This is a genomic window from Intrasporangium sp. DVR, from assembly GCF_040365325.1.
GTDB lineage: Bacteria > Actinomycetota > Actinomycetes > Actinomycetales > Dermatophilaceae > Intrasporangium.
In genome coordinates this window covers 41,036-59,003 of record NZ_BAABZW010000018.1, presented here as the reverse complement: position 1 = coordinate 59,003, position 17,968 = coordinate 41,036, and the positions used below count along the sequence as shown (strand labels likewise).

Annotated in this window: 21 protein-coding genes; 9 read left to right on the top strand and 12 right to left on the bottom strand. The window is 72.0% G+C overall.

Features of this window, described 5'->3' with window-relative positions; translation table 11 throughout:
- The first annotated feature begins 76 nt into the window (after positions 1 to 76).
- A complete protein-coding gene (locus ABWV20_RS13895; RefSeq protein WP_353356026.1) occupies positions 77 to 1,498 on the top strand; it encodes a metallophosphoesterase in 1,422 nt (473 codons plus the stop codon).
- 418 nt (positions 1,499 to 1,916) lie between these two features.
- Here ABWV20_RS13895 and ABWV20_RS13890 read toward each other — a convergent pair whose 3' ends face one another.
- The 3 genes from ABWV20_RS13890 to ABWV20_RS13880 form a co-directional block, all read right to left on the bottom strand.
- A complete protein-coding gene (locus ABWV20_RS13890) occupies positions 1,917 to 3,260 on the bottom strand; it encodes a hypothetical protein (protein WP_353356024.1) in 1,344 nt (447 codons plus the stop codon).
- A complete protein-coding gene (locus ABWV20_RS13885) occupies positions 3,257 to 3,760 on the bottom strand; it encodes a SigE family RNA polymerase sigma factor (RefSeq protein WP_353356022.1) in 504 nt (167 codons plus the stop codon). Before ABWV20_RS13885 ends, ABWV20_RS13890 begins: the two co-directional genes overlap by 4 nt.
- A gap of 135 nt (positions 3,761 to 3,895) precedes the next feature.
- Positions 3,896 to 4,255 (bottom strand): hypothetical protein, encoded by a 360-nt coding sequence (locus ABWV20_RS13880; protein WP_353356020.1) that lies wholly within the window; start codon positions 4,253 to 4,255, stop codon positions 3,896 to 3,898.
- A gap of 362 nt (positions 4,256 to 4,617) precedes the next feature.
- Here ABWV20_RS13880 and ABWV20_RS13875 point away from each other — a divergent pair, with 362 nt between their 5' ends.
- The gene (locus tag ABWV20_RS13875) at positions 4,618 to 4,773 is read left to right on the top strand and encodes a hypothetical protein (protein ID WP_353356018.1); all 156 of its coding nucleotides are present in this window, start codon (positions 4,618 to 4,620) and stop codon (positions 4,771 to 4,773) included.
- On the top strand, positions 4,770 to 5,315 hold the full coding sequence (locus tag ABWV20_RS13870) for an Ig-like domain-containing protein (RefSeq protein WP_353356016.1): 546 nt from the start codon (positions 4,770 to 4,772) through the stop codon (positions 5,313 to 5,315). Before ABWV20_RS13875 ends, ABWV20_RS13870 begins: the two co-directional genes overlap by 4 nt.
- A 186-nt stretch (positions 5,316 to 5,501) precedes the next feature.
- Here the strand turns inward: ABWV20_RS13870 and ABWV20_RS13865 are convergent, their stop codons facing one another.
- From ABWV20_RS13865 to ABWV20_RS13835, 7 genes are all read right to left on the bottom strand, one after another.
- The gene (locus tag ABWV20_RS13865; RefSeq protein WP_353356014.1) at positions 5,502 to 5,780 is read right to left on the bottom strand and encodes a hypothetical protein; all 279 of its coding nucleotides are present in this window, start codon (positions 5,778 to 5,780) and stop codon (positions 5,502 to 5,504) included.
- A gap of 161 nt (positions 5,781 to 5,941) precedes the next feature.
- Positions 5,942 to 6,709 carry an SDR family NAD(P)-dependent oxidoreductase gene (locus ABWV20_RS13860; protein WP_353356012.1) on the bottom strand — a complete coding sequence of 256 codons (768 nt, stop codon included), beginning with the start codon at positions 6,707 to 6,709 and terminating at the stop codon, positions 5,942 to 5,944.
- A 55-nt stretch (positions 6,710 to 6,764) separates the two neighbouring features.
- Positions 6,765 to 7,913 (bottom strand): acyl-CoA dehydrogenase family protein, encoded by a 1,149-nt coding sequence (locus ABWV20_RS13855; protein ID WP_353356010.1) that lies wholly within the window; start codon positions 7,911 to 7,913, stop codon positions 6,765 to 6,767.
- A gap of 97 nt (positions 7,914 to 8,010) precedes the next feature.
- Entirely contained in the window at positions 8,011 to 9,186 is a 1,176-nt protein-coding gene (locus ABWV20_RS13850) for an ABC transporter ATP-binding protein (RefSeq protein WP_353356008.1), read from the bottom strand.
- Positions 9,183 to 9,968, bottom strand: coding sequence for an ABC transporter permease (locus ABWV20_RS13845; protein WP_353356006.1), 786 nt, complete (start codon positions 9,966 to 9,968; stop codon positions 9,183 to 9,185). Before ABWV20_RS13845 ends, ABWV20_RS13850 begins: the two co-directional genes overlap by 4 nt.
- Positions 9,965 to 10,699, bottom strand: a complete 735-nt coding sequence (gene modA / locus ABWV20_RS13840) for a molybdate ABC transporter substrate-binding protein (RefSeq protein ID WP_353356004.1) — start codon at positions 10,697 to 10,699, stop codon at positions 9,965 to 9,967. Before modA ends, ABWV20_RS13845 begins: the two co-directional genes overlap by 4 nt.
- On the bottom strand, positions 10,696 to 11,091 hold the full coding sequence (locus ABWV20_RS13835; protein WP_353356002.1) for a TOBE domain-containing protein: 396 nt from the start codon (positions 11,089 to 11,091) through the stop codon (positions 10,696 to 10,698). Before ABWV20_RS13835 ends, modA begins: the two co-directional genes overlap by 4 nt.
- A gap of 130 nt (positions 11,092 to 11,221) precedes the next feature.
- Here ABWV20_RS13835 and ABWV20_RS13830 point away from each other — a divergent pair, with 130 nt between their 5' ends.
- From ABWV20_RS13830 to ABWV20_RS13810, 5 genes are all read left to right on the top strand, one after another.
- The gene (locus ABWV20_RS13830) at positions 11,222 to 11,599 is read left to right on the top strand and encodes an ArsR/SmtB family transcription factor (protein ID WP_353356000.1); all 378 of its coding nucleotides are present in this window, start codon (positions 11,222 to 11,224) and stop codon (positions 11,597 to 11,599) included.
- Complete coding sequence (locus ABWV20_RS13825) at positions 11,596 to 12,078, top strand: SRPBCC family protein (RefSeq protein ID WP_353355998.1); 483 nt, start codon at positions 11,596 to 11,598, stop codon at positions 12,076 to 12,078. The genes ABWV20_RS13830 and ABWV20_RS13825 overlap by 4 nt, the downstream gene beginning before the upstream one ends.
- A 25-nt stretch (positions 12,079 to 12,103) precedes the next feature.
- A complete protein-coding gene (locus ABWV20_RS13820) occupies positions 12,104 to 12,532 on the top strand; it encodes a VOC family protein (RefSeq protein WP_353356079.1) in 429 nt (142 codons plus the stop codon).
- A gap of 145 nt (positions 12,533 to 12,677) precedes the next feature.
- Complete coding sequence (gabT, locus tag ABWV20_RS13815; protein ID WP_353355996.1) at positions 12,678 to 14,018, top strand: 4-aminobutyrate--2-oxoglutarate transaminase; 1,341 nt, start codon at positions 12,678 to 12,680, stop codon at positions 14,016 to 14,018.
- A gap of 228 nt (positions 14,019 to 14,246) precedes the next feature.
- Positions 14,247 to 15,218 carry a type IV toxin-antitoxin system AbiEi family antitoxin domain-containing protein gene (locus tag ABWV20_RS13810; protein WP_353355994.1) on the top strand — a complete coding sequence of 324 codons (972 nt, stop codon included), beginning with the start codon at positions 14,247 to 14,249 and terminating at the stop codon, positions 15,216 to 15,218.
- Positions 15,219 to 15,242: 24 nt separating this feature from the next.
- Here the strand turns inward: ABWV20_RS13810 and ABWV20_RS13805 are convergent, their stop codons facing one another.
- On the bottom strand, positions 15,243 to 16,073 hold the full coding sequence (locus ABWV20_RS13805) for an SGNH/GDSL hydrolase family protein (protein ID WP_353355992.1): 831 nt from the start codon (positions 16,071 to 16,073) through the stop codon (positions 15,243 to 15,245).
- Entirely contained in the window at positions 16,070 to 16,747 is a 678-nt protein-coding gene (locus ABWV20_RS13800; protein WP_353355990.1) for a uracil-DNA glycosylase, read from the bottom strand. The genes ABWV20_RS13805 and ABWV20_RS13800 overlap by 4 nt, the downstream gene beginning before the upstream one ends.
- A 42-nt stretch (positions 16,748 to 16,789) precedes the next feature.
- Between ABWV20_RS13800 and ABWV20_RS13795 the strand changes: the two genes are divergently transcribed.
- Positions 16,790 to 17,941, top strand: a complete 1,152-nt coding sequence (locus tag ABWV20_RS13795; protein WP_353355988.1) for an N-acetylglucosamine-6-phosphate deacetylase — start codon at positions 16,790 to 16,792, stop codon at positions 17,939 to 17,941.
- Positions 17,942 to 17,968: the final 27 nt, after the last annotated feature.

Genomic DNA, 17,968 nt, shown 5'->3' with positions numbered 1-17,968 from the left:
CCGGCCGGTCGATGGACCGACGGATCGGGCGCCACGACGCGTGGTGCCCGGTCCGTCATCCCGGCATGATCGGCCCATGAGCCCTTCCCGGACCGCCGAGACCCGCACGGCCCTGCATTGCGAGCCCTTCGTCCACCTCGTCGACGTCGCCCACGACCGGGCGCTGATCGCGTGGGGCGCCTTCTTCTTCGAGCAGACACCGCACGGGCGCTGGGACATCGTCGACGACGAGTCGCTGCCTGCGAAGGTGGGCCGGCGGACCTGCATCGGATCCAGCGCAGAGCCGTTCGGGTCGGCCACCGTCCAGGTTCTGGGCCCGGGGGACGCGGTCGTCGCGGAGGCCTCGACCGCGGACCGCACCTGGGTCTGGGTCGAGGGTCTGGAGCCGGACATCGACTATCGCTACCGGGTCATCGTCGACGGGCGCGACTGGGCTGCCGACGAGCTGTGGGACTGGGTGCCGGTCGCCCGCGGCGGCTACGACCTGGAGCCGGCGGGGCGCCGCTATGACCTGAGGTTCCGGACCTGGCCGCACCCGGACGCGCCGACGCCGCCGCTCCGGTTCGTCGCGATGGGGGACTACGGGGTCGGCATGCGCTCGGACGCGGAGTCGAGCCGACGACAGCAGCGCATCGCGGATGTGCTCGACCGGTTGGTCAGCCAGCACGACGTCCGGTTCGCCCTGTCCCTCGGCGACAACGTCTACCAGGGCGAGCAGGGCCGCGTGGACCAGGAGGGTGGCGGCGAGGACGACGACTGGTACTCGAGCTTCTTCCAGCCCTACCGGCTGGCCATCGCCCGGGTGCCGATCTTCCCGGCCATCGGCAACCACGACAGCGCGGACTCGGAGGGCAGCGACGACCGGGCCCAGATGGAGGACAACTTCCACGTCAGGGAGCGGTTCCACCATGGCCTCGAGACCGCATCGGTGATGCCCGGACTCTTCTACCGCCTGCGCTACGGCGCCGATGTCGAGCTCGTCTGTCTGGACACGTCGCTCGACAGCGAGCAGGAAGAGATCCACCGCTACTTCCAGGCGCCGAAGCACCGGGAGTGGCTCCGTGGGACCTTCGGCGGCGAGTCGCGTCGGTGGGTGATCCCCTTCTCGCACCACCCCGTCTACACGGCGGGGCCCGACCACGAGAACGACGAGGAGATGCTGGAGGCCCTGCAGCCGCTCTTCGACATCGCCGGCGTGCGGCTCGTCCTCGCGGGTCACGAGCACAACTTCCAGGTGAGCCACGTGCACGGGCGGACCTATGTCGTCTCCGGAGCATCGGGCCAGCTGGACGAGCGCGTGCCGGGGGGTTTCGCAGCGGCCCACACGACGGCCTGGTCGGGTCAGGCGCACCTGCTGCTCATCGACATCGCCGGGTCGGAGGCGCGCCTCACGCCGGTGGCCGGCCTGCTCCCGGACGGTCGGCTCCACCCGATGACGGCGCTGACGCCGCGGAACGAGCTCGTCGAGCCGCCGTTCGTCGTCGCCCTCGGTGGCTAGGCGCACCGGCAGCACGTGCCGTGGCTGCTCGGCGGGGTTGGGCACCTTCCGCCGGCGAGCGTCGCCGAACTGACTTTGAGAAAGTTCTGGATTCAACCGGAAATCGTGTCATGATGAGCGCCACTACTCGTCCAACGAGTAGTGGCCGTCTCTTCGGAGACGGTTGCCAGGGTGTCCGGCGCGCATTCGTGGAGGGGTGCGCGCCGACGCCCGACCCGGGCGGAGCGGGGCGACCTGCACCCCTCGGGCGGCTCGGGGCCAGACCTCGAAGCCAAGGGTGCCGCCCCGTCGGTCCCGGCGTTCCCCCCTGTCGCCGGCGGACGGGGCGGCCCTCGCTTCTTCCCGGGATGCCGCCAACGACCTCCGGCAACGACCTCCGGCAACGATCTCCGCCACCAACCTCCAGCAACGACCTCCGTCAAGGCAGGAGCTGCCACACCGGTGGGCTGATCCCGAACGGTGTCCCGGTGTCGAGGCGCTCCGGCGGCCCCACGACGGCGCAGGATGAACCGTCGAGCGGGCAGCGGACCAGGGCTTCGTCGAGGGCGGCGTTCTGGGCCACGACCGTGATCGCCCGGTCGCCGTCGTCGATGGCGCTGCCGGTGAGCATGAGCTCGTTGGCATTGCCGTCGACCTGGAGCACCCGCGTGCCGTCGCTCACCCGCATGACCCACACGTCGTAGGGCGACCCACCGTCGACCCCCAGCCCCCCGAGCAGGAACCGGCCGGAGGGGGAGAACGCGGCCGGGTGGTAGTCGCCGCAGGCGGTCCACCGGACGGTCAGGTCGGCCGCGGCGTCGAGGAGGCGGAAGCAGGTCTTCGACCCCGTCCCACTCGAGGGCAGGAAGACGATGACGAGGCCGGCTTGGCCGTGGACCGCGCCGAAGCGCCCGTCGATGGCCTCGAGTGCCCCGGTGTGCAGGTCCCACATGTAGCCGCGGGGCGGCTCGTGCCGGATGTCGTTGGCGTAGACGACGTCGCCGATCATCCCCGTTGCGAGCAGGCCGGCGCGTGGGGCGGTGGCGACCACCTCTCCCGACGAGTCGATGACGTGGAGGCGGTCTGAGCCGTCGGTGTAGACGGCGCGGTCGTGCGCGGAGTCGAAGGTGAGGACCGTCCCGGCGGACAGGCGGACCCGCTCGACACCCGTGGCGCCGTCCCAGATGACGACGTCCCAGTCCGCTCGGGACAGGACGGTGCCGAGCACCGAGCCGTCGGCGAACAGGCCGTTGACGCCGCCCAGCTGGGAGTCGGCCGCCACCTCCAGTGCCACCTCGCGGTCGCGGACGAGGTCGTGGACGGTCGTTCCGTGGACGTAGGCGACGTCGGGTGCGCCGGAGCCGGCCGTGAAGCTCGGCCGTGCGATGGCCGAGGGCCGCGCGTCGGCGTCGTACGTCGGGGCTGTCGTCGCCCGGGGTCGGGCTGTCGTGGACGTGGATGCGCTCGGTCGCGTGGTGGTGGTCGGTCGGGGGGACGGGGCCTCGGCTGTCACCATCGGGCCGACGGGACCGGGATCGATGAGGCGGTCGCCGTCACGTCGGCTGTTGAGCACGAACGGGGCGGCGACGGCCAGGGCCGCCAGGATGGTCGCCGCGCCCGCGAGGACAGCGCGGTTGCGGCGGAGTCGGCGGGAGCGCGCGATGGCCGGCGCGGTCAGGTCGGAGCTGGCGGTCAGGGGGTCGAGGCGGCCGTGGAGTGCCTCGGTGAGCCGCTGCTCGAGCTGGTCCGGTGGGCCGTGCGGGCCCGGGTCGCTGCCCGTCATGCCGGCACCTCCGCGAGCCTGGTGCGCAGGGTCGCCAGCGCACGGTGGGTCTGGGACTTGACCGTGCCGATGGAGCAGCCGAGGATCGCGGCGGTCTGGGCCTCGGTGAGGTCCTCGTAGTAGCGCAGGGCGACGGCCGCTCGCTGGCGCGGCGGCAGGGTGAGGACGTGCTGCCAGAGCTCGTCGTCGCCGGACGGCGGGTCCGGCCTGGCCGCAGCGCGGTCGGCCAGGTGCGCGGCGTCGAAGTCGACGGTCTCGCGGCGCCGCCACGCCCGTCGCCACCACGACGTGTGCTCGTTGACCATGACCTTGCGCACCCATGCCTCCATCGCTCCGGCCTGCCGGATCGAGTCCCACTTGAGGTACAGCCGGGCGAGCGCCGTCTGGGTGAGGTCCTCAGCCGCCATCCGATCGCCCGTGAGCAGGTAGCCGAAGCGGACAAGGGCGTGCTGTCGTGCGCGGACGAACTCCGCGAACTCCTCCTCGACGTCACTCCTCATCGCACCCCCTGTGCCACCCGGTCGCAAGGAAGACGCGAGTCGGCACCTCAATGGTTGCAAGGCGGCGCAACCGAATATGCAGCCGTATGCCGCTGGGCTCAGTTCGAGCCCAGCGGCACGCGGGTGCGGAGTCAGTCAGTTGACGGAGAGCGTGATGGGGAACTGCATCGCCTCCCTGTCCGCGGGACTGAACGGCACGGGTGCGAGGTCGGTCGTGCACTCGCCCGTCGAGACGACGCACGAGGTGATCGCCTGTCGGGTGTCGCGGTCGCTGAGTGGAGTCAGGACGATGGCCTCTGCCGTTCCAGCGCCTCGCCACATCGGGGCCCACGCACCGACCTCGGCAGCCACGGTCAGCAGGATGCTGCCGTCCTCGGCGCTCGCCACCTTCCAGTTGCTCGCGCCGGCGCCGTCGGCCACGTTGGGCCCGAGGACCATGGTGCCGTCGCCGGTGAAGCTCGAGGGGGCGAACTCCCCGCAGGACCAGTGGTTCACGGCGCCGGCCTTGAGATCGAAGATCCCGTAGCAGGTGTTGCCGGGGTGATGCTCTTGGTTGGGCCAGAGGATCGCCAGCCCGCGGCCTTCGTGGAGGTCCGCGAAGCTGCCGTCGACGACGGCGCGGGTCGACGTCCCGGTCGTATCCCAGGCGCGGGTCGAGCTCTTGCCGCTGGAGGCCTCGACGGTGATGTAGTAGACCGTCGTTCCCCAGATCCCTGTGGCCCGTCCGTTGACGTCGCCCGTGCGCAGGGTGGCGGTGACGGCACCCCTTCACCGGTCTCATCCCGCTCCCGGCGGACCTCTACGCCGGAGAGGCGACGATCACCGCGACCCAGGGCGAGCGGACGGCCTCCGTCACCGTGACCGTGGACTCCGACTACAAGGGCACCGAGTCGTTCTCCAACACCGTCGGCGACTCCGTGAGCTACACCTTCACCGGGCCGGCGATCCAGGTCGTCATGCCCCAGTCGGAGAACCGGGCGTCGCTCCCAAGGTCACCGCGACAGCGGCGGTGAAGTGCACCGCCTCCGGTGCCGGGCTCGCGGTCGACGTCACCAACGACGGCACGGTGGCCACCGACCTCGTGGTTCGATCCGACTTCGGCGAGCACGCCGTGTCGGGAGTCGCTCCGGGTGCCACGACCTCCCACGTCTTCCCCATCGACACGCGGACCGTGGCAGCGGGCGGCGTCACCGTCAAGGCCAGGACCAACGCCGACGGCATCCCCCTCGAGGCCACGGTGACGGCCGACTACGCCGCTGCCGACTGTCGCGCCGAGGCGACGCTCCGGGCCAGGCTCGCCAAGGACACCATCCGCGCCGGGCAGTCCGGCACGATCAACGTCACGGTCACCGGTGCGCAGGGCCGCGCCACCGGCACGGTCGTCGCCTCGGAGGGCGACATCGAGCTGCTCGGGGCTACGCTCGACCCGCGGGGAGGGGCGAGCATCCGTCTACCGCGCACCTTCGAGGTCGGCGAGCACGTCCTCGTCGTGCGCTACAGCGGGGACGGCACCTACCGTCCGGCCACCACGGAGGTGACGCTCACGGTCACCTGACCGACTACCAGCCCGCCCGTCGTCCCCAGTTGTCCGGCAGGATGAGGAAGCCGCGGCCGGCCCCCGTGAGGTTGACAGGCCCTGCGGTGGGCAGCGCCGTATGCCGCTGGGCGCGGTCCTCCCACCAGGTCCGGTGGGTGGGGGCGGGCTCAGCGGCACACGGCTCGATCGGGGCACGCGCTGGGATCAGGCGTGCTGGCCGGCGATGTGCCGGCGGTGCTGGAGGCTGAACGCCAGCCCCGCGACGGCGACGAGGGCCACGGACATGGCCACGGTGGGCTGCCACGCCATCCCGAAGATCTCGAAGGGCGCCGCCGGAGCGGGCCCGTTGACCGGCGGCGCGGAGCCGGACCCCTCCCCGAGGCCCGGGTCGACGACGGCCATTGCGCGGGTCGCGCCGAGAATGATGAAAGCGGTGATCGCGGCAACCGTGCTGGCGACGCGCGCGCCGAAATGCTTGGACATGTGTCCCTCCCTGTGGTCTTCCCCTTGTGTGAGAGGCGAATTGCGTCTCACCCCTATAAGTCCTTCAAGGCGGAGAAAAGTTGACAGCTGCCACGACCAATTTTGTGCTTGTCAGCGGAGCGCGCCTGGTCAGCGGGGTATCGGAGGGGGGAGCGTCGGTGTCAGCGTGGCGGCATGCGCAATGCTCCGTCGAGGCGGATGACCTCGCCGTTGAGCATCGGGTTGTCGACGATGTAGCGCACCAGGCTGGCGTACTCGGCGGGCTGGCCGAGCCGCGAGGGGTGCGGCACCTGCTGCTCGAGGACGTGGCGAGTCTCCTCGGGGAGGCCCGCGAGCATGGGAGTCTCGAACGTGCCGGGAGCGATCGTCATGACACGAATCCCCTTGTCCGCCAAGTCTCTCGCGGCAGAGAGGGTGAGCCCGACGATCCCGCCCTTGCTCGCGGCGTAGGCGGCCTGGCCGACCTGCCCGTCGAAGGCAGCGATGCTCGCGGTGTTGACGATGACGCCACGGTCGCCGTCGACCGGCTCGTTGTCGAGCATCGCGGCGGCGGCGAGACGCAGGACGTTGAAGGAGCCGACGAGGTTGATGTCGACGACGGTGCGGAACGTCTCGAGGGACAGAGGACCCTGCCGCCCGATGACGCGGCCGGGCGTGGCAACCCCCGCGCAGTTGACCGCGACGCGGAGCTCGCCGAGCTGCCGCGCCCGGTCGATCGCGGCCTGGACCTGGGCCTCGTCACGGACGTCCGCGGCGACGAACGTGGCGTGGTCACCCCCGAGCTCCGCGACGAGCGCTGGGGCTGTGGAGGTCTCGAGGTCGACGATGACCACCTTGGCGCCGTCGGCCACGAAACGACGGGCCGTCGCGCCACCGAGGCCGGAGCCGCCGCCGGTGACGACGGCGACCGAGGACGAGTTCAGACGCATGGGGTGCCTTTCGGTGGGTTCGTCAGGGGGGTCAGCCGGGCCGGCAGCCGCGCAGTCAGCCGGCGAGGACGTGTCGGGAGATGACGAGGCGTTGGATCTGGTTGGTGCCCTCGAAGATCTGGGTCACCTTGGCCTCTCGCATGTAGCGCTCGAGGGGGAAGTCCTCGGTGTAGCCGGCGCCGCCGAGCACCTGCACGGCGTCCGTCGTCACCTTCATCGCCGCATCCGTCGCGACGAGCTTGGCGACGGCCGCCTCCTTGCTGAACGGCCGGCCGGCATCCTTCAGCCGGGCCGCGTGCAGGTAGGTGGCACGTGCCGACGTGACGGCGGCCTCCATGTCGGCCAGGAGGAAGGCGAGGCCCTGGTTGCTCGCGATGGGCCGACCGAACTGGTGGCGCTCGGTGGCGTAGGACGCAGCCTGGTCCAGGGCCGATTGGGCGAGGCCGGTTGCGGCCGCCGCGATTCCGAGACGGCCCGAGTCGAGGGCGGACAGGGCCATCATCATGCCGTGGCCCTCCGCCCCGATCCGGCGGTCACCGTCGACGAGCACGCCGTCGAACATCACCTGTGCCACGGGGTCGCAGTGCAGCCCCATCTTCTTCTCGGGCTCGGCGAAGGTCAGGCCCGCGGCGTCGGCAGGGACGACGAAGGTCGACAGGCCCTTGCCCCCGTTGTCGGACGTTCGCGCGAAGGTCGTGTAGTAGTCGGCGTGGCCGGCGTGCGAGATCCACGCCTTGGTGCCTTTGAGCGAGTAGGACCCGTCACCGGTGGGCGTCGCTCGGGTCGTCATCGACGCGATGTCGGAGCCGGCGAGCGGCTCGGAGAGGCAGTAGGCCCCGAGTTGGTCGCCCGAGAGCATGCCGGGCAGGAGGGCCTGCTTCTGCTCCTCGGTGCCGAAGGTCGCCACGGGATAGGCCGTCAGGCTGTGCACGCTGACGCCCACGGCGACGCTCATCCACACCGAGGCGATCTCCTCGACGACCTGGAGGTAGACCTCGTAGGGCTGGTCGGCGCCGCCGTGCTCCTCCGGGTAGGGGAGTGAGAGCAGGCCCGCCGACCCGAGGGTGCGGAACGCCTGGTCCGGGAAGGCCTGCTGACGCTCCGCCTCGTCGACCCTCGGCGCGAGCTCCTTGCGGCAGATCTCGCGGGTCAACTCGATGAGGTCGGCGGCTTCGTCGGTGGGCATCAGCCTCGTCGCTGGCATGCTCCAGATACTAGGACGTCAAAGTATTGGGTCCAAAATGTGGTCATCCGGGCTGGTGGGCGCCCCGCCCCCGTCGAGTGTGCAGTCCGTGCGCTCCTCAGCGCGGGTAGGTGCGGACCTCGGTGGCTTTGACGGCCGCCCACACGTGCTGGCCGACGTGCAGCCCCAGGGTGGCGATCGACTCGAGCGTCACCTCGGCGGTCAGGTCGATCGTGCCGGTCAACCCGACGCGGGCCGACTGACCGTGGAGGGTCACGTCCCGGATCCTCAGGGGCCAGGTGTTGCGCGGGGAGCCCTCGGGTTCGCGTCGGTGGAGCGAGACAGCGCTGGGGGAGAACGCCGTCCACACCGGCCCCTCGGTCGGGTCGGTCGTGACGACGACGGCGCCGGTGCCGGTCCTGGCGTGGCCGTGGGAGTCGCCCTCGGAGGCATAGAGATTGAGTCCGACGACCGTCGCGACGTAGGGGCTGCGGGGCTCTCGCAGCACCTCGGCCGGACTGCCCGTCTGCGTCACTCGTCCGCTCTCGATGAAGACGAGACGATCGGCGAGGGTCAGGGCGTCGAGCGGGTCATGGGTGACGAGCACGGTGACCCCCTCGTAGGCGGCCAGCCGACGAGCAAGGTCACTCCGGGTCCGGGCCCGCGTGTCGGGATCGAGGGCCGAGAGCGGCTCGTCGAGGAGGAGGAGGGCGGGATCCCCGGCAAGCGCGCGGGCGAGGGCCACCCGCGCTGCCTGGCCTGACGACAGCTCGCGCGGCCGTGCGGTGGCTTGCTCCCCGAGCCCCACCCGCTCCAGCTCCACGGCAGCCCGCTCGAGAGCCTCCCGCCGCCGGACTCCGCGGCTCCGCGGCCCGTAGGCGACGTTGTCGACGGCGCGAAGGTTGGGAAAGAGGAGGGGGTCGGCGAGCATCAGTCCGACGTGCCGCTGCTCGGGCGGCAGCACGTGCCGTCCGTCGTCCCAGACCTCCCCGTCGACCGCGATCCGCCCTTCGGCGCCCGCCGCGAGGACCCCGGCCAACGCGAGCACCGAGGTCGTCTTGCCGCCGCCGTTCGGCCCCAGGACGCCCACGACCTCCCCGGGCTCCGCAGAGATCTCGACGTCGAGGTCGAGGCTGCCGCGGGTCAGGTGGAGGTGGGAGCGCAGGCCGCGGCTGTGGACTGTGGGGCCACTCGAGTGGGTGGGGCTGTGGACTGCGGGGCCACTCGAGTGGGTGGGGCTGTGGACTGTGGGGCCACTCGAGTGGGTGGGCGGGTCGGGGGGCTCCGGTCTCATCGCAGCCGCCGCCCCCGGAGCAGGCCGAGCACGACGACGCTCGCCGCGAGCAGGACGATGCTGATCGAGAGAGCGATCTGCGGGTCGTGCTCGAGAGCCGCATAGACGGCGAGGGGCGCCGTCTGGGTGCGCCCGGGAAAGCTGCCGGCGAAGGTCAGCGTCGCCCCGAACTCCCCGAGCGCCCGCGCCCACGCCAGGGCGAGGCCGCTCGCGAGGCCGGGTAGGACGAGGGGGAGGGCGACGGTGCGCAGATAGCGCACGTCGGTCGCTCCGAGCGTCCGGGCCACCGACTCGAGCCGCGGGTCGAGCCCCCGCATGGCGCCCTCGACGGCGAGCACGAAGAACGGCATCGCGACGAACGTCTCCGCCAGGACCACCGCGACGGTCGTGAACGGGATCTGGACACCGAGCGGCGTCAGGTGCTGGCCGAGCAGACCGGTGCGCCCCCACGCCATGAGCAGCGCGACACCGCCGACGACCGGCGGCAGGACGAGCGGGACCGTGAGCAGCGCCCGCACCCATCGGGTCACGCGATGCTCCGACCGGGCGAGGAACCAGGCCAGCGGCGTGCCGAGCAGCAGGCAGAGCCCGGCAGTGGTGGAGGTCGTCAGCAGCGACAGACGCAGCGCCGGCATGACGGTGGGAGTCGCCAGGTCAGCTGGCAGCCGCGACCAGTCGGCCCGGAGCAGCAGCGCGACGAGGGGAACGACGAGGAGCAGCAGAGCCAGCCCCGCCGGGAGGCCCAGCGTGAGTCGGGAACGGAGCCCAGCGGCATACCTCATGGGCTTGCGAACCCCAGCGAGCGGAGGGTCTGCTGCCCCCGGTCGCCGACGAGGAAGTCGACGAACGCCCGAGCGGACGGGTCGTCGCCCAGCAGGAGGACGGGGTAGCGCAACCGCGTGTTGAGCTGCTGCGGGATGGGCACGCCGGTGACCGCCCCGCGGGCGGCGACGACGTCGGAGTGGTAGACGACGGCAGCGTCGGCCTCGCCGAGCCGGACCTTGGACAGCGTGGCCTTGACGTCCACCTCCCGGGAGACGACCGAGGGGGAGACCCCGGCCCTGGCGAACGTGGCGTCCGCGGCCCGGCCGCAGGGCACGGCCTCCGCGCAGAGGACGACCTTGAGCCCCGCGCGGCCGAGGTCGCGCAGCTCCCTCACGCGGCCCGGGTTGCTCGGGGGCACGGCGATCTCGAGGAGGTTGGCCGTGAAGATGCGCGACTCGGTGACACGGCTCCGGTCGAGGGGCTCCGCGGCGGCCTCGCCGGCGAGGGCGATGAGCTCGGCCGGGGCGCCCTGGTTGACCTGCTGGACCAGGGTGGCGCTCGAGCCGTAGGAGACCTCCACCGTCACCCCCGGGTGCTCCCTCTCGAAGTCCGCGCTGACCTGCCCGAACGCCTCCGTGAGCGACGCCGCCGCGAGCACCGTCACCGTGTGGTCCGGGGCCGGGGCTCCCGTGCACGCTGCCAGGGCGAGCAGGACGACGCCGTATGCCGCTGGGCTCGCTCGCCTCACAACGGGACCTCGACCACGACGTGGGTCGACTTCACCGAGGCCACGGCGACGGAGCCGACCTCCAGGCCGAGCTCCTCGACCGAGTCGCTGGAGAGCAGCGAGGTGATCCGGAACGGGCCGCACTGCATCTCGACCTTCGCCATGACGGTGTCCCTGGTGATCGACGTGACGATGCCGCGCATCCGGTTGCGCGCCGAGGCCGCCCCGATGGTGCCGACGGCCGCGGGGTGGGCGATCTCCTGCGCGACCGCCGCGAGCTCCGCGCCGTCGACGGTCCGTCGCCCACCGTCGTCGGCGCCCCCGGACAGGCGGCCGGAGTCGACCATCCGTCGCACCGTGTCGTCGCTGACACCGAGCAGGGCGGCGGCCTCACTGATACGCAACTGCGGCATGAACGCCAGCATACAGACGCATCTGCGGACGCGAGCCGAAGAAGGTCGATCCCTCGGCGACGAGGGGTTGACGAGGGCGCATCGCCGGGAGTTTAATCAATCTATTGGTTGATCAAGGAGCTGGTTGAGCATGATCTACGACGGCGGCAGCGAGGAGCGACTGGACCGCGCGTTCGCGGCCCTCGCCGACCCTGTCCGCCGCGCGATCATCGCCCGGCTCAGCCGTGGCCCGGCCACGGTGAACGAGCTGGCCGAGCCCTTCCAGATCACCAAGCAGGCGGTCTCGAAGCACATCCAGGTGCTCGAGCACGCCGACCTCGTCACGCGGACCCGCGACGCCCAGCGCCGTCCGGTCCACCTCAACCCGGGGCGGCTCGAGGCCCTCACGGCCTGGATCGACCGCTACCGGCTCGTCCACGAGCAGCAGTTCCGCTCGCTGGACGCACTGCTCGCGGGCCACCCCCAACCACCCACACCCTCCACCACCACAGAGGAGCAGCAGTCATGAGCAAGGAACTCGTCATCAACGCACCCGCAGGCGTCCCGTGGATCGACTTCACCCGCGAGTTCGACGCCCCGGTCGAGGCCGTCTTCAGGGCACACAGCGACCCCGACCTCGTCAAGCAGTGGCTCGGCCCGCACGGCTACGAGATGACCGTCGAGCAGTGGGACTTCCGGTCCGGCGGCGGCTACCACTACACCCATCATGACGGCGACAACGAGTACGGCTTCCGCGGCACCTTCCACACCATCCGGGAGAACGAGCTCGCCGTGCAGACCTTCGAGTTCGAGGGGATGCCCGACGAGATCGCGCTCGAGTTCATGACGTTCGTCGACCTCGGCAACGGCCGCTGCCGTCTCGAGGGGCGCTCGGTCGGCCGCACCGTCGAGGGCCGGGACGCCATGGTCGCCAGCGGCATGGAGAAGGGCATGCGCGAGGGCTACGAGCGCCTCGACGCCCTCGTCGCCACGCCGGCCCAGGCCTGAGGGGCGCGCCATGGGCAACCCCCCGATGGACTGGACGCTCGAGGTCGTCATCGTGCCGGTCGCCGACCTGCGTCGGTCGATCGACTTCTACCGGGACCAGGTCGGGTTCGATCTCGACCACGAGACGGAGAACGGCGCGATGCACTTCGCCCAGCTGACGCCCCGCGGGTCGGGCTGCTCGATCGTCATCGGCAACCTGCCCGGTCAGACGGCGATGGCGCCCGGATCCCTCCACGGGGTGCAGCTCTGCGTCGCCGACGCCGCAGCCGCACGGGCCGAGCTCGTCGGACGAGGTGTCGAGTGCTCGGAGATCCAGGTCATCGACCCACGGGACGGCGGCACCTTCTTCGGCTTCGCCGACCCCGACGGGAACACCTGGGCCGTCCAGCAGCTCCAGGTCCGCGGGGAGAAGCCCCTCATCCCGCACGACCACCGCAGCCGCTTCGGCGCCTGACCATCGAAAGAGCAGTTCGCGACACCTGATACGGGGGTGCCCAAGGCGGCGCGTGTCGCGAACTGCTCTTTCGACCGGTGTCGCGAACTGCTCTTTCGACCGGGGAGCCGGCCCAGCGGCATACGGCCTCTTCTAGAGTTCGCACATGACCACCGTCGCTCAGCAGCGGGTCCTCCGGACCGCCATCCCCGGCCCCCTGTCCGTCGAGCTCCACCAGCGCAAGCTGGCGACCGTGTCGGCCGGCGTCGGCACCGGGCTGCCGGTCTACGTCGAGCGGGCCGGCGGCGGGATCCTCGTCGACGTCGACGGCAACCAGCTGATCGACTTCGGCTCGGGCATCGCCGTCACGTCCGTCGGCAACGCCGCCCCCCGCGTCGTCGAGCGGGTCCAGGCGCAGGTCGCCGACTTCACGCACACGTGCTTCATGGTCACGCCGTACGAGGAGTACCTCGAGGTGTGCGAGGCGCTCGCCGACCTCACGCCCGGGGACCACGAGAAGCGGTCGGCGCTGTTCAACTCCGGCGCCGAGGCCGTCGAGAACGCCGTCAAGATCGCGCGCCACTACACCGGCCGGCAGGCGGTCGTCGCCTTCGACCACGCCTACCACGGCCGCACCAACCTGACCATGGCGCTCACGGCCAAGAACATGCCCTACAAGCACCGGTTCGGGCCGTTCGCCGGCGAGGTCTACCGGGCGCCGATGAGCTACCCGTTCCGCTGGCCGGGTGGCCCGGCCGACTGCGCGAAGGAGTCCTTCGACGTCTTCGTCTCGCACGTCCACTCGCAGGTCGGTGCGGACAACGTCGCCGCCGTCGTCCTCGAGCCGATCCAGGGCGAGGGCGGCTTCATCGTCCCGGCGCCGGGGTTCGTGCGGCAGGTGGCCGACTGGTGTGCCGAGCACGGGATCCTCTTCATCGCCGACGAGGTGCAGACCGGGTTCTGCCGCACCGGCGACTGGTTCGCGAGCGAGCACGAGGGCGTCGTCCCGGACCTCATCACGACGGCCAAGGGCATGGCGGGCGGTCTCCCGCTGGCCGCGGTCACCGGGCGCGCCGAGGTGATGGACGCGATCCACGGCGGCGGGCTCGGTGGGACCTACGGCGGCAACCCCGTCGCCTGCGCCTCCGCGCTCGGTGCGATCGAGACGATGCGCGAGGAGGACCTGTGCGGGCGGGCGCGGGCGATCGAGACGATCTTCCTGCCGCGCCTGCAGGCCCTGGCCGAGCGGTTCCCGCAGATCGGCGACATCCGTGGCCGGGGGGCGATGCTCGCCATCGAGCTCGTGCGCGGGGCCGGCGACCTCACGCCGGATGCGGCGCTCACGGCGGCCGTCAACAAGGAGTGCCACACGCAGGGGCTGGTGATCCTCACGTGCGGCACCTACGGCAACGTGTTCCGCTTCCTGCCGCCACTCGTGGCCTCCGACGACCTGCTGGCCGAGGGGCTCGACATCTTCGAGGCGGCCTTCGCCAAGGCGGCCGGCTGAGTCACTGCTGCCGTATGCCGCTGGGCCGGCTCCCAGCCCAGCGGCCCCTGTCGGTGTGGCCGGCCTGGGTGTCGGGGCGACTGGTGGGGACGAGTGACGGGATGACCGCTCTGCCTGGCCGGGGCGTGCGCCCACTGGAACTCGGCCCGTCCCGTCCGTCGTCCCGGACCGGCCCCGGCCTGTGGACAAGCGGGAACGCGTCGGCGCCGCCGCGGCCACGCTGGACCCGTGTCCACAGCGAGCGCGCCGGAGCCGGAGCCGGAGCGAAGCCGAGCTGCGACGGTGCCCGAGGTGGTGCAGCGGTTGGGCGGGACGTGCACCTGGGGAGAGCTGCGCCGAGCGGTGCACTGGCGCCGGATTGCCGACGCGCTGAAGTCGGGAGCCCTCGTGCGTCGCGGCCGCGGCGTCTACGCCCTCACGAGCGACGAGGACATCCGCGACCTGGCGCGGCGGTTGACCGCCGTTGCGTCGCACCGCACGGCTGCCCTCCACTGGGGCTGGAAGGTCAAGAGCACTCCAGACCTGCCCGACGTGACGATCCCGGCCAACCGCAAGCTCCGCACCGGCGTGCGCGAGGTCTCGACCGTCCACTGGCGGACCCTCGCGCCCGATGACGTGGCCGCGGGATGGGTGACGACACCGGTGCGAACCGTCGTCGACTGCTGCATCGACCTGCCGTTCGACGAGGCGCTCGCGGTCTTCGACTCCGCCCTCCGTGGCGGCTTGAGGAAGCACCTGGTGACTGATGCCGCGCTGAAGCTGGGTCCGGTCAACCAGCGGCGGGTCCTCGCGGTCGCCCGCGTCGCCAGTGCGAAGGCTGCCAACCCGTTCGAGTCGGTCCTGCGGGCGATCGCCATCGAGGCCGGCGGTTCGCACTTCGTGCCACAGCATCGGATCCGCTACGACGACTTCTATGCGCGGGTGGACCTCGCCGACGACGAGCTCCAGATCGTGCTCGAGGCCGAGAGCTTCGAGTTCCACGGCGACAAGGCGTCGCTCAAGCGTGACTGTGTCCGCTACACGGAGCTCGCCGCCCGGGACTGGCTCGTCCTGCGATTCACCTGGGACCAGGTGATGTTCCAGCAGGACTGGGTGCGTCAGAGGATCGCAATGACGGTGCAGCGACGCTCGGGATCAGGTCGCGGGCGGGGTGGGGTGGGACGACGGACGGGACGGCTCCGGGTGGGTGCGCTGCATTGAGCATGCGCGGGCGGGCTCGTCCCGTCACTCGTCCCACGGGAGCGGGCCGATCTCCGGGCGCTTGGCCGACCGCTGGTCCCCGGACGAGCGGCCGGTCAGGCGCCGGTGGACCCACGGGCCGACGTACTCGCGGGCCCACTGGGCGTTGGCCTGCAGCGCCTCCTTGCAGGAGATCGGCGGCGCCGGCTCGAGTGGCGTCTCCCAGTCCGCCTCGGCGGGCGCGTGGCCCAACGCCTGCAGGGCGGCCAGGGACACCCGGCGGTGGCCCTCGCTCGTCATGTGGATGCGGTCCTCGGCCCACATCCGCCAGTCCCGCAGGGCGTGCAGGCCCCACTGGTCGATGACGTGCGCACCCTGGCGCCGGGCGATCGACCAGATGTTGGCCGTGTGGATCGCGGCCCGGGCCCGGGTCGCCTTGACGAGCGGGGCATCGGCGGGGTCGACGGGGGTGGCCATGAGGACGTCGGCGCCGGTCGCCCGGATCCGCGCGACGGCCGCCTCGAGGCGCGAGGCCAGGGCGTCGAGGTCCGCGCGCGGGCGCAGGATGTCGTTGCCGCCCCCGACGATGCTGACGAGGTCGGGCTCGAGGGCGAGTGCGCTGTCGAGCTGCGGCCCGACGACGTCGGCGAGCTTGCGTCCGCGCACGGCGAGGTTGGCGTAGCCGAACTCGAGACCCTGGTCCCGGGCCAGCTCGGACAGGTGGGCGGCCAACCGGTCGGCCCACCCGGCGAACTCCCCGTGGGAGCCGTCACCGACGAGGAGCGGGTCGTCGTCGCACATGCCTTCGGTGAAGGAGTCGCCGATGGCCACGTAGCGGCTCCACAGGTGCCGGGTGGGTGCGGACGGCTCGGTCATGTCAGCCTCCAGTCGATCGGTGCGGCGCCCTGGTGGGCGAGGAGCTCGTTGGCCCTGCTGAACGGCCGCGACCCGAAGAAGCCGGACCGGGCCGACAACGGTGACGGGTGGGCGCTCTCGATGCGCGGAACCTGCCCCAGCAGCGGTGCGAGGGACTGCGCCTGCCGGCCCCAGAGGATCGCGACCACCGGTCCACCCCGCGCCACGAGACCCGAGATCGCCTGCGCCGTCACGGTCTCCCATCCCTTGCCCTGGTGGCTGGCCGGTCGGCCGGGGCTCACGGTGAGCACGCGGTTGAGCAGCATCACGCCGCGCTCGAACCACGGGCTGAGGTCGCCGTTGCCCGGCGGCGGGAGCCCGAGGTCGGAGCCGAGCTCCTGGTAGATGTTCTGCAGGGACCGGGGCACGGGCCGCACGTCGGGGGCCACCGAGAAGGACAGGCCCACCGGGTGGCCGGGGGTCGGGTAGGGGTCCTGGCCGACGACGAGGACCCTGACGTCGTCGAGCGGCACGGTGAAGGCCCGCAGGATCGCCGGTCCCGCCGGCAGGTAACCGCGACCGGCCGCCACCTCGGCCCGGAGGAAGTCGCCGAGCGCGCTGATGGTGTCGGCGACCGGCTCGAGGACCGGCACCCAGGACGGGTGGACGAGCTCGGGGAGGGGACTGGCGGGCACGGGGTCACGGTACCGAACCGCCACACGGCAGAATCGCTCCTGATGACCAGCACACTGCGCGGACCAGCCCTCATCGACGGTGTCGTCAGCACCGCCGAGATCGCCATCGACGGAGACCGCATCGCAGCCGTCCGCCCGATGAGACCCACCGACCCGGCCACCCCGGGGAGCGAGCCGGTCCTCGGGACGATCTGCGCGGCATACGTCGACCTGCACTGCCACGGCGGCGGGGGGACGGCGTTCACCGACCTCGACCCCGAGGCCGCTGCCGCTGCGGCCCGCCACCACCACGCGCGCGGCTCGACGTCGCTCCTCGCGAGCCTCGTGACGATGTCGCCGGCCGACCTGCTGCGGGGGGTCGAGATCCTCGCCGACCTCGCCGACGACGGGCTCGTCGACGGCATCCACCTCGAGGGGCCCTGGCTCGCCGAGGCCCGCTGCGGCGCCCACGACCCCCGCTTGCTCCGGGACGCCGACCTGCGCGAGGTGGACCGCCTCCTCCTCGCTGGGCGGGGGCACATCCGGCAGGTGACCGTCGCACCGGAGCGGGAGCGGGGGATGGAGCTCGTCCGGCACCTGCACGACTCGGGTGTGCACGTCGCGATCGGCCACACGACCGCGACGTTTGCGCAGGTGGGGCAGGCTGTCGCTGCCGGTGCGGACCTCGCGACCCACCTCTTCAACGGGATGGACCCGTGGCACCACCGCACGCCGGGAGCGGTGCCTGCGCTGCTTCGCGCGGCGGTCCACGACGGGGTGACCCTCGAGCTGATCGCCGACGGCGTCCACCTGTCGGACGACACCGTCCGGTCCGTGGTCGACCTCGTCGGTCCCTCGCGCGTCGCCTTCGTCTCCGACGCCATGGCCGCCGCGGGCATCGGTGACGGCCCCTACGTCCTCGGGGGCCTGTCCGTCGTCGTCTCGGGCGGGACCGCCCGCCTGCGCCAGCGACCGGGGGAGCCGGAGGGCTCGATCGCCGGTGGGACCAGCCACGTCGCCGACCTCGTGGCCCGGCAGGTCGGTGCCGGGATGGCCCTGCCGTATGCCGCTGAGCCCGCTACCAGCAGCCCTGCCCGCCTGCTCGGGCTGGCTGACCGGGGGGCGCTGCGCGCCGGTGCCCGCGCCGACCTCGTCGTGCTCGACCCCGCGGCGAAGGTCACCCGGGTGATGCGGGCGGGTCGCTGGCTGGCCTGAGCGCGTGCTGCCGGGGCCGGCGCGGTG

Excerpts from the sequence above, each read along its gene's own strand:
- ABWV20_RS13895 (WP_353356026.1), top strand. The coding sequence starts at position 77 with ATGAGCCCTTCCCGGACCGCCGAGACCCGCACGGCCCTGCATTGCGAG.
- ABWV20_RS13890 (WP_353356024.1), bottom strand. The coding sequence starts at position 3,260 with ATGACGGGCAGCGACCCGGGCCCGCACGGCCCACCGGACCAGCTCGAG.
- ABWV20_RS13885 (WP_353356022.1), bottom strand. The coding sequence starts at position 3,760 with ATGAGGAGTGACGTCGAGGAGGAGTTCGCGGAGTTCGTCCGCGCACGA.
- ABWV20_RS13865 (WP_353356014.1), bottom strand. The coding sequence starts at position 5,780 with ATGTCCAAGCATTTCGGCGCGCGCGTCGCCAGCACGGTTGCCGCGATC.
- ABWV20_RS13860 (WP_353356012.1), bottom strand. The coding sequence starts at position 6,709 with ATGCGTCTGAACTCGTCCTCGGTCGCCGTCGTCACCGGCGGCGGCTCC.
- ABWV20_RS13855 (WP_353356010.1), bottom strand. The coding sequence starts at position 7,913 with ATGCCAGCGACGAGGCTGATGCCCACCGACGAAGCCGCCGACCTCATC.
- ABWV20_RS13850 (WP_353356008.1), bottom strand. The coding sequence starts at position 9,186 with ATGAGACCGGAGCCCCCCGACCCGCCCACCCACTCGAGTGGCCCCACA.
- ABWV20_RS13845 (WP_353356006.1), bottom strand. The coding sequence starts at position 9,968 with ATGAGGTATGCCGCTGGGCTCCGTTCCCGACTCACGCTGGGCCTCCCG.
- ABWV20_RS13835 (WP_353356002.1), bottom strand. The coding sequence starts at position 11,091 with ATGCCGCAGTTGCGTATCAGTGAGGCCGCCGCCCTGCTCGGTGTCAGC.
- ABWV20_RS13830 (WP_353356000.1), top strand. The coding sequence starts at position 11,222 with ATGATCTACGACGGCGGCAGCGAGGAGCGACTGGACCGCGCGTTCGCG.
- ABWV20_RS13825 (WP_353355998.1), top strand. The coding sequence starts at position 11,596 with ATGAGCAAGGAACTCGTCATCAACGCACCCGCAGGCGTCCCGTGGATC.
- ABWV20_RS13820 (WP_353356079.1), top strand. The coding sequence starts at position 12,104 with ATGGACTGGACGCTCGAGGTCGTCATCGTGCCGGTCGCCGACCTGCGT.
- gabT (WP_353355996.1), top strand. The coding sequence starts at position 12,678 with ATGACCACCGTCGCTCAGCAGCGGGTCCTCCGGACCGCCATCCCCGGC.
- ABWV20_RS13805 (WP_353355992.1), bottom strand. The coding sequence starts at position 16,073 with ATGACCGAGCCGTCCGCACCCACCCGGCACCTGTGGAGCCGCTACGTG.
- ABWV20_RS13795 (WP_353355988.1), top strand. The coding sequence starts at position 16,790 with ATGACCAGCACACTGCGCGGACCAGCCCTCATCGACGGTGTCGTCAGC.